General features: G+C 53.4%; 14 protein-coding genes and 1 pseudogene. 7 read left to right on the top strand and 8 right to left on the bottom strand.

Annotation, left to right across the window (positions count from 1 at the left end):
* Positions 1-292: 292 nt before the first annotated feature.
* The 5 genes and pseudogenes from nrdF to SOM82_RS15680 form a co-directional block, all read right to left on the bottom strand.
* A pseudogene (nrdF, locus tag SOM82_RS15700) lies at positions 293-1252 on the bottom strand (class 1b ribonucleoside-diphosphate reductase subunit beta).
* 9 nt (positions 1253-1261) lie between these two features.
* Positions 1262-3406 carry a class 1b ribonucleoside-diphosphate reductase subunit alpha gene (nrdE, locus tag SOM82_RS15695; protein WP_320461289.1) on the bottom strand — a complete coding sequence of 715 codons (2145 nt, stop codon included), beginning with the start codon at positions 3404-3406 and terminating at the stop codon, positions 1262-1264.
* On the bottom strand, positions 3379-3789 hold the full coding sequence (gene nrdI / locus SOM82_RS15690) for a class Ib ribonucleoside-diphosphate reductase assembly flavoprotein NrdI (protein WP_154125968.1): 411 nt from the start codon (positions 3787-3789) through the stop codon (positions 3379-3381). Before nrdI ends, nrdE begins: the two co-directional genes overlap by 28 nt.
* Entirely contained in the window at positions 3786-4040 is a 255-nt protein-coding gene (gene nrdH, locus SOM82_RS15685) for a glutaredoxin-like protein NrdH (RefSeq protein WP_154125967.1), read from the bottom strand. Before nrdH ends, nrdI begins: the two co-directional genes overlap by 4 nt.
* Positions 4041-4286: 246 nt before the next feature.
* The gene (locus SOM82_RS15680; protein ID WP_100779197.1) at positions 4287-4613 is read right to left on the bottom strand and encodes an ElaB/YgaM/YqjD family protein; all 327 of its coding nucleotides are present in this window, start codon (positions 4611-4613) and stop codon (positions 4287-4289) included.
* A 160-nt stretch (positions 4614-4773) separates the two neighbouring features.
* Between SOM82_RS15680 and SOM82_RS15675 the strand changes: the two genes are divergently transcribed.
* Positions 4774-5118 (top strand): DUF2002 family protein, encoded by a 345-nt coding sequence (locus SOM82_RS15675; protein ID WP_100779198.1) that lies wholly within the window; start codon positions 4774-4776, stop codon positions 5116-5118.
* A 33-nt stretch (positions 5119-5151) separates the two neighbouring features.
* On the opposite strand, the gene alaE is transcribed toward SOM82_RS15675, so the two are convergent.
* Positions 5152-5601 (bottom strand): L-alanine exporter AlaE, encoded by a 450-nt coding sequence (gene alaE / locus SOM82_RS15670; protein WP_154125966.1) that lies wholly within the window; start codon positions 5599-5601, stop codon positions 5152-5154.
* A 647-nt stretch (positions 5602-6248) separates the two neighbouring features.
* On the opposite strand from alaE, the gene stpA reads away from it, so the two are divergent.
* Positions 6249-6653 (top strand): DNA-binding protein StpA, encoded by a 405-nt coding sequence (stpA, locus tag SOM82_RS15665; protein ID WP_154128822.1) that lies wholly within the window; start codon positions 6249-6251, stop codon positions 6651-6653.
* A 36-nt stretch (positions 6654-6689) separates the two neighbouring features.
* Here stpA and SOM82_RS15660 read toward each other — a convergent pair whose 3' ends face one another.
* A complete protein-coding gene (locus SOM82_RS15660; protein WP_154128823.1) occupies positions 6690-6869 on the bottom strand; it encodes a GDFGVC terminal motif YodC-like protein in 180 nt (59 codons plus the stop codon).
* A 264-nt stretch (positions 6870-7133) separates the two neighbouring features.
* On the opposite strand from SOM82_RS15660, the gene SOM82_RS15655 reads away from it, so the two are divergent.
* Positions 7134-7292: a YqaE/Pmp3 family membrane protein gene (locus SOM82_RS15655; RefSeq protein WP_154128824.1), complete on the top strand. Its 159-nt coding sequence runs from the start codon at positions 7134-7136 to the stop codon at positions 7290-7292.
* Positions 7293-7297: 5 nt separating this feature from the next.
* Here SOM82_RS15655 and SOM82_RS15650 read toward each other — a convergent pair whose 3' ends face one another.
* Positions 7298-8227, bottom strand: a complete 930-nt coding sequence (locus SOM82_RS15650) for a LysR substrate-binding domain-containing protein (protein ID WP_154128825.1) — start codon at positions 8225-8227, stop codon at positions 7298-7300.
* Positions 8228-8595: 368 nt separating this feature from the next.
* On the opposite strand from SOM82_RS15650, the gene SOM82_RS15645 reads away from it, so the two are divergent.
* From SOM82_RS15645 to SOM82_RS15630, 4 genes are all read left to right on the top strand, one after another.
* Positions 8596-9201, top strand: a complete 606-nt coding sequence (locus SOM82_RS15645) for an ankyrin repeat domain-containing protein (protein WP_154128826.1) — start codon at positions 8596-8598, stop codon at positions 9199-9201.
* A 109-nt stretch (positions 9202-9310) separates the two neighbouring features.
* A complete protein-coding gene (gene fdrA / locus SOM82_RS15640) occupies positions 9311-10852 on the top strand; it encodes an acyl-CoA synthetase FdrA (RefSeq protein ID WP_320461290.1) in 1542 nt (513 codons plus the stop codon).
* Positions 10852-12267: a YlbE family protein gene (locus tag SOM82_RS15635; protein WP_414672127.1), complete on the top strand. Its 1416-nt coding sequence runs from the start codon at positions 10852-10854 to the stop codon at positions 12265-12267. Before fdrA ends, SOM82_RS15635 begins: the two co-directional genes overlap by 1 nt.
* Positions 12268-12278: 11 nt before the next feature.
* Complete coding sequence (locus SOM82_RS15630; RefSeq protein WP_154128829.1) at positions 12279-13823, top strand: xanthine permease; 1545 nt, start codon at positions 12279-12281, stop codon at positions 13821-13823.
* Positions 13824-13961 lie beyond the last annotated feature (138 nt).

Below are 13961 nucleotides of genomic sequence, written 5' to 3'. Positions count from 1 at the left end.
TTACCAGTGGATATAATTGTCTGGCGTTACCCTAACATACTCAGAATCTGAGACAACCCTTGCAGGGTTTGCGGTGTGAATTTTGCGGTAAGCGAAACGGCTGAATTTCCCGTGAGATAAGGGCTGAGCGCAGGTCGAATTTTTCTGAGATTTTTGTCAGCGCGCAGCTCAATTTCACCTGAATCACAATGATTCAGGTGAATATGAAGCTGAAATGACAGTGTAGATGATGAGGAAATAGATGTGAGGAATTATCGAACTTACATTAAATTAATGAGCGCTATATTACTGCTCAAAAATCCCAGTCCTCGTCCTCGGTCTCCACCGCTTTTCCCATGACATATGATGACCCGGACCCGGAAAAGAAATCGTGGTTTTCGTCGGCACCAGGAGAGAGCGCTGCCAGAATAGCTGGATTCACTTCCGCCATTTCTGCCGGGAATAAAGCCTCATAGCCGAGATTCATGAGCGCTTTGTTGGCGTTGTAGCAGAGAAACGCTTTCACATCCTCAACCCAGCCCGTTCCGGCATACAGTTCTTCGGTATAACTCAGTTCGTTATCATAGAGATCCATCAGCAAATCGAGGGCAAAACCTTTCAGCTCCTCGCGTTTGTCTTCGTTTATTTTCTCCAGTCCTTTCTGTTACTTATAGCCAATATAGTAGCCATGCACCGCTTCATCGCGAATAATCAGGCGAATCAAATCAGCGGTGTTGGTCAGTTTCCCGCGGCTCGACCAGTACATCGGCAGCCAGAAGCCAGAATAGAAGAGGAACGATTCCAGAAATACGCTGGCGATTTTCTTCTTCAGCGGCTCATCGGCCCGGTAATATTCCAGCACCAGCTGGGCTTTGCGCTGCAACGAAGGGCTCTCTTCACTCCAGCTGTATGCCGCATCCACCTCTTTGGTCTGACACAGGGTCGAAAAAATAGAGCTGTACGATCGGGCATGCACCGCTTCCATAAAGCTGATATTCGACATCACCGCCTCTTCATGGGGGGTGAGGGAATCAGCCATCAGCGCGGGCGCGCCGACGGTATTCTGGATAGTGTCCAGCAGCGTTAAGCCGGTAAAAACACGGATCGTTAGCTGTTGCTCTGCATGGCTCAGGGTTTGCCACGCCGGGATATCATTCGACAGCGGGACTTTTTCCGGCAGCCAGAAGTTGCTGGTCAGGCGATTCCAGACCTCCAGATCTTTATCGTCCTGAATTTTGTTCCAGTTAACGGCACTGACGCGTGACAGTTTCATCCTTTCTCCTTACAGCGCGCAGGACACGCAGCCTTCGATTTCGGTGCCTTCCAGCGCGAGCTGGCGCAGGCGAATGTAATACAGCGTCTTGATACCTTTCTTCCAGGCATAGATCTGCGCTTTGTTAATATCCCGGGTGGTGGCGGTATCGGGGAAGAACAGGGTCAGCGACAGCCCCTGATCCACATGGCGGGTCGCCTCGGCGTAAGTATCAATAATTTTTTCAGGTCCGATTTCATACGCATCCTGATACAGCGCCAGATTCTCGTTAGTCATAAACGGGGCAGGGTAATAGACGCGTCCGGTTTTACCTTCTTTGCGAATTTCGATTTTCGAGACGATCGGGTGAATGCTGGACGTCGCATGATTGATATACGAGATTGACCCGGTCGGCGGAACCGCCTGCAGATTCTGGTTATAAATGCCGTGACGCATCACGTCGTCGCGCAGCTGCTGCCACATCGCGCGCGTCGGCAACGTGATACCGGCGCGGGCAAACAGCGCACGCACTTTCTCCGTTTTCGGCTGCCAGTCGCTTTCCAGATACTGATTAAAATACTCTCCGCTGGCATAGCGCGACTGTTCAAAGCCGGCGAAACGCTGATTGCGCTCGCGCGCCAGCTTCATCGACGTATTAAGGGCATGCCAGGTAATGGTATAGAAGTAGAGATTGGTGAAATCCAGCCCCTCTGCGCTGCCGTAGGCAATCCCTTCGCGCGCCAGATAGCCGTGAAGGTTCATCTGCCCCAACCCGATGGCGTGAGAGGCGGTGTTACCCGCTTCAATCGACGGCACGCTGCGGATATGGCTCATGTCAGACACCGCCGTCAGGCCGCGGATGGCGGTCTCCACGGTGCGGCCAAAATTCGGTGAATCCATGGTGTGGGCAATATTCAGCGAACCCAGATTGCAGGAGATATCTTTGCCGATATCGGCATAGTCCAGATTCTCATCGTAGGCAGAGGCGCTGTTGACCTGCAAAATCTCGGAGCACAGGTTGCTCATGTTAATCCGCCCGGCAATCGGGTTGGCGCGGTTCACCGTATCTTCAAACATCATGTACGGATAACCGGATTCAAACTGGATCTCGGCCAGCGTCTGGAAAAAGTCGCGGGCGTTAATGTACTTTTTGCGGATCCGATCGTCAGCCACCAGCTCGTCATACCGTTCGCTGATGGCCATATCGCCGAACGGTTTGCCATAGATGCGCTCAATATCATAGGGCGAGAAGAGGGCCATTTCGCCATTCTCTTTGGCGAGCTGGAAAGTGATATCCGGGATCACCACACCCAAAGAGAGCGTTTTGATGCGGATTTTTTCGTCGGCGTTTTCGCGTTTGGTGTCGAGAAAACGCAGAATATCCGGGTGATGCGCGTGCAGATAGACAGCGCCCGCGCCCTGGCGTGCGCCAAGCTGATTGGCATACGAAAACGCGTCTTCGAGCATTTTCATCACCGGAATCACCCCGGAAGACTGATTTTCGATGCGCTTGATCGGCGCGCCGGACTCCCGCAGATTCGACAGCAGAAACGCCACGCCACCGCCGCGTTTGGAGAGTTGCAGGGCGGAGTTCACCGCGCGGCCAATCGACTCCATATTATCTTCAATGCGTAACAGGAAGCAGGAGACCAGCTCGCCGCGCTGCGCTTTACCGCAGTTCAGAAACGTCGGCGTCGCAGGCTGGAACCGCCCGGATAAGATCTCATCGGTGAGCTGCTGCGCCAGATCTTCATCACCCTGCGCCAGCGTTAAAGCCACCATACAGACCCGGTCTTCAAAACTTTCCAGATAGCGTTTGCCGTCGAAAGTTTTAAGCGTATAGCTGGTGTAATACTTCCACGCGCCGAGAAACGTCCGGAAGCGAAAACCGCTGGCGTGGGCCCGCTCGAAAAGCGTTATCACAAACGCGCGAGCGTAACGGGTCAACACCCGCTCATCGTAATATCCTTCTGCAATAAGATAGTTGAGCCGCGCTTCAGGGCTGGCAAACGACACGCTGTGAGGGCGGACATGAGCGGCAAAAAAGGCCTCTACCGCCTCATGATCTTTGCCGAACTGAATATGCCCCTCGCGATCGTAGAGGTTAAGCATGGCATTTAGCGCGTGATAATCAGTCGATCCCTGGATTACGCGTTCTGCGGTTGTTGTTGCCAAAATTCGTTCACTCCTTTACGCACATTCTCTACGTCCTGCTGTGTCCCCATCAGTTCAAATCGATAGAGATACGGCACGCCGCACTTTTGAGAGATAACATCCCCGGCGCGACAGAATGCATCGCCAAAGTTGCGATTGCCTGCCGCGATCACGCCGCGAATCAGCGCCCGGTTATGCGGATCGTTCAGAAAGCGGATCGCCTGACGAGGCACTGCCCCCGCCGTTCCTCCGCCGCCATAGCTGGGGACCACCAAAATATAGGGTTCGTCTACCTGAATCCGCTCGCGCTCGTTAAGTGGAATACGCACCGCGGGCAACCCGACGCGCTCAATAAAGCGGAGCGTATTTTCCGAGCTGCTGGAGAAGTAGACGAGCACACTCATGCGCTGATGGCCTGAGTGTGCAGGCGATTAATCATATCCGGACGAAATCCTGACCAGCTCGTATCACCGGCGATCACCACCGGCAGCTGACGAAAGCCCTGAGCGCGGAGGGTATCGGCAGCATCCGGGACTAAATCCACATTCACCATTTCAAACTCCACGCCGCGACTTTCCATCGCGCGTTTGGTGGCGTGGCACTGAACACAGTCGTTACGAGTGTAAATAGTAATGCGCATGATTCGTATTTCCATCTAAAATGAGAGAACGGCGCGAATGAACGCGTCAGATTGTGTGTATCTTGCTAATGAGGATACTAGATGTAGTTGGTGTAAGTTTCAACCATACAAGATATGGGATTTATAGATTAATTCTGCCCGGGTGATGACGATAACGGGCAAGGCCTGAGTGTATGCGGGGTGTGGTTGATTTTTAGCCAGAAAAATAAAAACCCCCGTCCGCAGGGGCGAACGGGGGCTCTCGATGATGCGCGTGACAGATTATTTACGCAGGGTCAGCAGGGCGCCAATAAATATCCCTACAGCCGCGACAGTCCCCACTGCGTACAGGGGTTTTTCGCGAATAAAGGTGTTGGCGCAGCCAATCGCATCACAGGCGGCTTGCGTCGTGCGCGAGCGGCCATGCATTCTGGCGCGGGTTTCGCGCAGCAAAGACTGAGCCTTACGTCTGGCGACATCCGCCTCATCCTTTGCATCAGAACCCCAGGATTTTAAAACATCCTCCAGCGTGTCTGCTAATTGGCTGACATCGTTACGAATATCCTGAGCGTCGTCATTAATATCGTTTCGGTTCGGTCTGTTAAACATACGATCCTCCATAATTTTGCGTTCACATTCAGTTTAGCTCAGGATTTTAATATCTGAAGCGAGTCACGACTTATCTGGTCGTTTGTGGATTTATCTGAAAGCGTTGCTAATGCTGAATATTGTAAGGTTGGCCCGCAGGAAAAGATAACGAGGATAAAATATGTATTTACGACCCGATGAGGTGGCGCGCGTTCTTGAAAAAGCGGGTTTCATCATGGATGCAGTGACTCAAAAAACATACGGTTATCGCCGTGGCGATAATTATGTTTACGTTAATCGCGAAGCCCGAATGGGACGCACTGCGCTGATTATTCATCCCACGCTGAAAGACAGAAGTTTGTCGTTTGCTGAACCCGCCACGGATATCAAAACCTGCGATCATTATCAGGAGTTTCCCCTCTATTTAGCCGGGGAGAGGCACCAACACTATGGTATACCGCACGGTTTTAGTTCCCGCATGGCGCTGGAGCGATTTCTGACAGGTTTGTTTGGCGAACCGCAATAAGCACGCGGCTGGCACCGGGCCAGTCGCTTTGAATCACGCCCGGGACTGATGGTACTGACTGACTTTAAACAGTCGACGACAGTAATCGAGGAAGTAGCCATACACGGCGCCCATCAGCATCGACACCACAATATTGCTGCTGACCGCAGCGGCAATCTGATGCCAGTCTGCGCCCACGGTCAGAAGAATCGCCACATATACCGGTGACTGGAAAGTGACGTAGGCCAATACGTCAGCCAGGTTTTTGATCCAACCCGACGGGCCGACGCGACGCGCCACGCGCATCACCGCATCACGGTAAAAACCATACGGCCATGCAATAAGGATGTTGACGGGGATAGCCACCAGTCTGGAAGAAAGCGACTGCTCAAAAGACATTCCGGAGAGGAATATTTCGATCAGCATGTTCACTACGGAACAGTAGACAACCATCGCGAAAGTGTCTGCAACTGCGTGACGCAGGCGAGACTGCGGTGAGAACATGTCCGAACTCCTTGAGAAGAACACTACAGGGAAATTTGACCTTCGGCGACTGGTGCTTTAGGTTGGTTTTATTGACGTGTATAGGGTATATCTCTGCATTGAAACTCACAATGAGTGATAAATTTTTATTTATTGCCGTTTTTTCCACAAAACTCTCTAAATCAATCCGCTTTAACCCCGCTTCGGCATTTTGTGTTTAGCCTTGATAAATATACAATAAAATCATTTGGTTATAATTTTAATCGTTGTAATGGGTAAGGGCTGGGGGGAGAGATCAGCAGACTCTTTTTCGCACGGGGTAAAAGTTGAAATGCATTGTGATAAATGTCCTTTCAGCGCCGGGCTGGCAGTGAATAATTCTGTTTTTCGATATGTTTTTTTATGCTTACATGTTGATTTTTTATTCACTGATGTATGCCGTCAATGGCGAACTTATCAAAAATTGCCTGACCTGAAGTGAAATATTGTGTGATGAACAAAAATGTTATGGGCAGGGAATGCAAATAAAGGTAACGATATTTAAATAAATATTTTTTTAATATCCTTAATAAAAGTCAGGGAGCAATGTAACTGGATATTCAAAGTAAAGTGGATTACCATATTGCACTATTGCTTGTGATATCAACTCATAAAAGGTCTTCGGTAATATGTCTTCAATGTTACAAAATCTTAATAATATCCGTACCCTTCGCGCAATGGCGCGTGAATTCTCAATTGACGTGCTTGAAGAAATGCTGGAAAAATTCCGCATCGTTACGGAAGAAAAACGTAATGAGCAAGACGAAATGCAGCAACAGCAGGCAGAGCAACAGCAGAAAATTAATGCCCTGCTGGAACTGATGAAAGCCGATGGTATTTCCCCGGAAGACTTACTGGGTAAAGAAGTGCTGAAAGGCGCGAGCCAGCCGCAAAAACGTCAGGCGCGTGAAGCGAAATACCGTTTTACTGACCTGAATGGTGAAGAAAAAACCTGGACCGGTCAGGGACGTACGCCGAAGCCGATTGCAAATGCGCTGGCAAACGGTAAATCACTGGATGATTTCTTAATCTAAGTATTTCCGCAGGGCGGTATCACGCCGCCCTGAACATTAGCAGACGCCGAAATCGCCGTCTTCTTTATAAAGCGTAACATCTGCCGCCTTCAGCGTGTGCTTTTCTCCCTGCTCATTATTCGCCTGCACCGCGACGATCTGATCGTCATGCACTTCGACGACTTTCAGCTTTGGCCCGCCCATACGCGGCTGCACAAGATCTCCAACTGTAAACATCTTTACCTCCTCATTGTTGTTGTCATGATTACCTTAGCCCACGTCCGACAGCCGGTACAGTCGATATGACCGATTACTGCTAAAGCGTCGCCCTGCGTGCCGCTTAATGAGTAAGCGGATTCTTAATCATGCGGTTAAACCGGTGTAAAGAGGGTAAAAGAGCGTAAAAGCGAAGCCATGAGATGGCAGACCACGCTAAACTGGCTACGCTTAGAGATAAATCTCTTTTTTTACAATTACCTGTTTAGCTTGTATGGAGAATGTATGGGTTTCTGGCGTGTTGTTTTTACCATTATTTTACCGCCGCTGGGCGTGCTGCTTGGCAAGGGTTTCGGCTGGGCGTTTATTTTGAATATCATTCTGACGCTGCTCGGTTACATCCCCGGGCTTATCCACGCATTCTGGGTGCAGACCCGCAATTAATCGCTTTAATGGCGGAAGAGTAAATCGCGATAAATTCCGGTCAGAACCCCTTTCGGTCCAAACTCCTGTTTGATCCAGCGGGTCACCTGGCCGGTAGCCGCATGTTGCGTCGCCAGCAGCATGCGGGAATCCTGGCGTGGATTATTAATCCGCCTCGTGACCAGCAGCCCATCTTCCACCGCCTCTCTGGCCATATGTTCCGGCAAAAATCCAATCCCTTCGCCCAGAATCTGACACTGACATTTAGTATTAAAGTCCGGGACCAGAATGGCCTCCTGACCGTGCAACAGCCAGCCCACTTTTTTATTAATCGTATGCGCCGTATCTTCGACCATGATATTGGGATACAGACGCAGCTGGCTCTCGGCGATGGGTTCGGGCGCAAACGCCAGCGGGTGTTGGGGGGAAATGGCAAACACCCAACGTATCGCCCCAATTTCGGTGTAATCAATTCCGCCGCCGTCGAGCAGTGTATCCGGTGCGCCAATCGCGATATTCGCCTGGTTGTTGATAATCGAATCCCAGACGCCGTTATACACCTCGGTCGTGACCGTGATCTGGCAGGTCGGAAACTGCTTTTTCAGGACCTGTAACAGCCTTGCGGTATGGCGCGGGGTATAGAGAAGCTGGTTGATACAGATCCGCACTCGCGCTTCGATCCCCTGCGAAATGGTATCAATCCCGCGCTTAATGGCGTGAAAGTCGTTCAGCAGATCGGTCGCTTTGCGGTAAAAGTAAAATCCGGATTCGGTCAGCTCAATGCTGCGGGTATTACGCACGAACAGCACCACGTCCAGCCCGGTTTCCATGCGTTTGATGGTGTAGCTAATGGCGGATGTGGTCACGCCCAGCTCTTCAGCCGCTTTGCTGAAACTGCCGAACCGCGCGGCGGTGGTAAACGCCAGCAGGTTCTCTTCAGTGAAAATAGAATTCATATCGCTCACTCTGTGCAACATGGCGCTGCGCCATTGTTGAATCTATTTGTAATCGCCTCTTACAGCAATCAGTTTTGAACAAAATTTAACACTGCGGTTACAACTCATTTGAACAGAATCACACTTCTGCTATTTTCTTTCAGGCCGCGTCTGACAAGGGATGTCGAGCCATAAGCAGAATGCGCTTCTGCGAAGAAAAAGCGCGCCAAAGATAAGGAAAATATTGCACCCACGCACGTTCTGGCTTGATTGTTAATTTTAATTCAATAATCACGAAGCTTACGATGAATGATATTTAAGCGGATTCTTTTCTTACAGGGCTGTTGCTATTCTCAGGTCATCAGAAATGAAAACATCGGAGTCTTTATATGTCTGCAAATGAACTCGTTACTGAATTTCTGCTGGCGGCAGAGCAGGGCAATACGGAGGCGCTCAAAGCCTGCCTGGCAAAAGGCGTGGATATCAATGCCACCAACCGTCAAAAAAGAACCGCTATTATTATTGCCAGTCTGAAAAAGCATTATTCATGCGTTGAATACCTCATCTCGGCCGGTGCGGATATTGACCACCAGGATCAGACCTGTTTTAACCCGTTCTTAATTAGCTGTCTGACGGATGATTTAACCCTGCTGCGACTTGTTCTGCCTGCCAACCCCGATCTCGATCGCCTGTCCCGCTTTGGCGGCGTGGGGATTACCCCGGCAAGCGAAAAAGGGCACGTTGAGATTGTGCGCGAATTACTGACGCATACCGATATCAACGTTAACCATACTAATTTCGTTGGCTGGACGCCGCTGCTGGAAGCGATTGTCCTCAATGACGGCGGGCCAAAACAGCAGGAGATCGTCAAACTGCTGCTCGACCACGGCGCCAATCCACACATGACCGATAAATACGGCAAATCGCCGCTCGAACTGGCGCGTGAAAAAGGCTATCACGCCATTGCCGAACTGCTGCTTGCTGCTGGCGCATAACTGATTTGGCAGGCCGACTCTGGCTTGCCTGAAATAACCAATATCACCTTCTCCATCATGTCATTAACCATGATGGCGGCCCCCTTTTGCCCGAATTCGGGAGGAAATCATGCCCACCAAAATCGTGATAAAAAAGAATACTTATTTTGATTCAGTCTCATTAATGTCGGTTTCCACCAAAGCGAACACATTGCCAGGCGTTGAGCAGGCCTTTGTGGCGATGGCGACGGAAATGAATAAAGGCGTATTAAAAAACCTCGGTCTGCTGACGCCGGAACTTGAGGACGCTAAAAACGGCGATCTGATGATTGTCATTAAAGGTGACGCGGCGAATGACGAAACGCTGGCGGCAATCGAAGATCTCTTTACCCGTAAAGAGCGCGGCGGCAGTCATGAAGCGCGATATGCCACGATCGCCAGCGCCAGAACGCACCGCCCCGACAGCAATCTGGCGGTAATTTCCGTCAACGGCTTATTCGCCGCCCGCGAAGCGCGACAGGCGCTGGAAAATAATCTTAACGTCATGCTGTTCTCGGATAACGTCTCACTCGACGACGAGCTGGCGCTCAAAACCCTGGCCCATGAAAAGGGGTTGCTGATGATGGGACCCGACTGTGGCACGGCCATCATTAACGGGGCGGCGTTGTGCTTTGGCAACGCGGTACGTCGCGGCCCGATTGGGATTGTCGGTGCGTCCGGTACCGGCAGCCAGGAGTTGAGCGCGCGAATTCATGAGTTTGGCGGCGGGATTTCCCAGCTTATCGGCACTGGCGGACGCGATTTGAGTGAGAAAATCGGCGGCCTGATGATGTTCGACGCCATCGCGATGCTTGAAGCCGACGACGCAACCGAGGTGATCACGCTGATCTCCAAGCCGCCTGCGCCGTCAGTCGCCGAAAAAGTGCTGGCCCGCGCCCGCGCCTGTCGCAAACCGGTGGTGGTCTGTTTCCTGGGCCGCAACGCCCCGCCTGCCGATGAAGACGGGCTGCAGTTTGCACGTGCCACCAAAGAGGCAGCGCTGAAAGCGGTACTGCTGACGGGGATTAAAAAAGAGTCTCTCGATCTGCATCCGCTCAACTGGCCGCTGATTGAAGAAGTGCGCGCGCGCCTCACTCCACAGCAAAAATACATTCGCGGCCTGTTCTGCGGCGGCACGCTGTGCGACGAAGCCATGTTCGCCGCGCTGGAAAAATTCGACGACGTCTACAGCAATATTCAGCCCGACCCGTCCAGACGCTTAGCCGATATCAACCGAAGCCAGGCGCACACCTTCCTCGATTTTGGTGATGACGATTTCACCAACGGCAAACCGCATCCGATGATCGACCCGACCAACCGCATCAGCCGTCTGTTACAGGAGGCGCGCGATCCCGAAGTGGGCGTCATCGTGATGGATTTCGTCCTCGGCTTCGGCTCTCACGACGATCCGGTCGGGGTGATGATCGACGCCATCAGGGAGGCGCAGGCCATCGCCAAAGCGGACAACCGCCCGCTGGAGATCCTCGGCTACGTGCTGGGTACCGATCTGGATACACCGTCGCTTTCGCAGCAGTGCCAGTTGCTCACCGATGCGGGCGTCATCTGGGCCAGCAGCAGCACCAATACCGGATTACTGGCGCGTGAATTTGTCTGCAAAGGGGAGAACGCCTGATGAAAACCTTATTTAACCAGCCGCTGAACGTGATTAACGTCGGTATTGCGATGTTCAGCGACGATCTCAAAAAACAGCACGTTCCGGTCACGCAGCTCGACTGGACGCCGCCGGGGCAAGGCAATATGCAGGTGGTGGAAGCGCTGGATCAGTTAGCGCTATCGCCGCTGTCGGACAAAATCGCCGCCGCCAACAAACTGGCGCTGGAGCGCATCATTCAGTCTCATCCGGTGCTGGTGGGCTACGACCAGGCCATCAACGTGGTCCCGGGTATGACCCGCACCACCATTCTGCACGCCGGGCCACCGGTGGGATGGGAGAACATGTGCGGTGCAATGCGCGGCGCAGTCACCGGAGCGCTGGTGTTTGAAGGGCTGGCTGACGATCTGGACGCCGCAGAGCGGCTGGCCGCTTCCGGCAAAATTACCTTCTCGCCGTGCCACGAACACGACTGCGTGGGCTCAATGGCGGGCGTCACCTCGGCGTCGATGTTTATGCATATCGTCGAGAACAAAACCTACGGCAACCGCGCGTTCACCAACCTCAGTGAACAGATGGCGAAAATTCTGCGCATGGGGGCCAACGATCGGAGCGTGATCGAGCGTCTGAACTGGATGCGTGACGTACTCGGCCCGATGCTGCGCGACGCGATGAAAATCATCGGCGAAATCGATCTGCGCTTAATGCTGGCGCAGGCGCTGCACATGGGCGACGAGTGTCATAACCGCAACAATGCCGGTACAACCCTGCTGATTCAGGCGCTAACGCCAGGGCTGATTCAGGCCGGCTATCCGGTTGAGCAGCAGCGTCAGGTGTTTGAGTTTGTCGCCAGCAGCGACTACTTCTCCGGCCCGACGTGGATGGCGATGTGTAAAGCCGCGCTGGATGCGGCACACGGTATCGAATTCAGCACCGTCGTCACCACCATGGCGCGCAACGGCTACGAGTTCGGCCTGCGCATTTCCGGCCTGCCGGGGCAGTGGTTTACCGGGCCTGCACAGCAGGTGATCGGCCCGATGTTTGCGGGTTACAAGCCAGAAGACTCCGGGCTGGATATCGGCGACAGCGCGATCACCGAAACCTACGGCATCGGTGGCTTTGCGATGGCGACGGCCCCGGCGATTGTCGCGCTGGTGGGCGGCACGGTGGACGAAGCGATCGATTTCTCGCGCCAGATGCGTGAAATCACGCTCGGCGAAAACCCGAACGTCACCATTCCGCTGCTCTCGTTTATGGGCATCCCGACCGCAATTGATATTACCCGCGTCGCCGGAAGCGGCATTCTGCCGGTGATCAATACGGCGATTGCCCACAAAGACGCGGGCATCGGCATGATTGGGGCGGGCATTGTCCACCCGCCATTTAGCTGTTTTGAAAAGGCGCTGTTGACCTTCCGCGATCGCTACTTTTTATAAGGCAAGCATCCATGAAAAGCATGAAACTGGAGTGGAAAAGAGGTGACTGGGCGGCCTATTTCGGGCTAATGACCAACAACCTGACCAATTTGCTGACCATGATGGGGCTGCTCATCTTTGTTGTCGGCATCCCGAAAGAGATTGTTTATGGACGTATCGCGCCAGCTTTCGGGCTGGCGGTACTGGTGGCCAGCATCTGCTACGCGTGGTTTGGCCTGCAGATGCAGCGCCAGACCGGGCGCACGGATGTGACGGCGCTGCCGTCTGGTCCCAGCGCACCGTCAATTTTTACCGTCACCTTTCTGGTGCTGATGCCGGTTTATCAGCAGACCGGCGACGCGGATTTCGCCATTCAGATTGGCCTGGTGTGGTGTTTTGTTGAAGCGATGATTCTGGCGGGCGGCTCGTTTTTAGGCGAAACCATCCGCAAGATGATCCCGCGCACCGTGCTGTTGTCCTGTTTGTCCGGGCTGGGTCTGCTGCTGCTGGCGATGAACCCGATGCTGCAGGCGTTTGAAGCGCCGACGGTCTCCTTCATCGTGCTGCTGCTGATCTTCATCAACTGGTTTGGCAAAAAGCCGATCTTCGCCCGCATCCCGACCGGTCTGTTGCTGCTGATCGCCGGAACCGCGCTGGCGTGGATCTCCGGTCTGCAAAGCCCGGACGCGATCAAAGCGTCGATGTCATCGTTCGGCTTCAATCCGCCAGAAGTCCACGTTGACAGTTTCATGCAGGGTCTGCCGCATGCGCTGCCGTATCTGGCCTCGGCGGTTCCACTGGGGCTGGCGAACTACATTTTTGACCTGGAAAACATCGAAAGCGCCCACGCGGCGGGAGATGAATACCCGACCCGCAAAGTGATGCTGGCGAACGGTCTGGCTTCGATGCTCGGCTGCCTGATGGGCAATCCGTTCCCGGTGACGGTTTATGTCGGCCACGCGGGATGGAAAGCGATGGGCGCCAGCATCGGCTACACGCTGGCTTCCGGGGTAACGATGTTCATTGTGCCGCTGTTCGGGCTGGGGGCGTTTATGCTCGCCATCATTCCGATGACCGCCATCGTGCCGATTCTGGTGTTTATCGGCGTGGTCACCGCCAACCAGGTGGTGAGGGAAACGCCGAAAGTGGAGGTTCCCGTCATCTTTATCTGCCTGTTCCCGTGGATTGCCAACTGGGCGCTCACCATGATGAACAGCGTGATGGGGGCGGCGGGCACCAACGCGGCGAAGATTGGCACCGACGTACTCCACAGCAAAGGCATCTACTACGAAGGGCTGGTGCATCTGGGCAACGGCGCACCGCTCGCCAGCATGTTATGGGGATGTATCGCGATTTTCGCCATCATCAACAAACCGCTGCGCGGGGCGATTGCCGCGGCGGTGGGTGCACTGCTGGCGCTGTTCGGCGTCATTCACGCCCCGGTGGTCGGATTTGCCGAAGGCAGCTCGCTGATGTTCGTGACGGCGTACCTGATGATGAGCGGCATGTTTGTGGTGAAGCACTTCCTTGATAGCCGTGAACTGGCGAGCGCTGCAGCGCCGGTTTCTGAAGCTTAAAACCTTTCCCCTCACCCTAACCCTCTCCCCACAGGGGAGAGGGGACGTTAGCTGCCCCGGCTCAAGATGAGAGGGGACGATAAACTTCTCCCACGGTGTGAAGGGGCCTTTTACTCCCTCTCCCCCATGGTGAGAGCG

The organism is Lelliottia sp. CFBP8978, assembly GCF_034046055.2.
GTDB lineage: Bacteria > Pseudomonadota > Gammaproteobacteria > Enterobacterales > Enterobacteriaceae > Enterobacter.
This window is presented reverse-complemented; position numbering and strand designations above follow the sequence as displayed.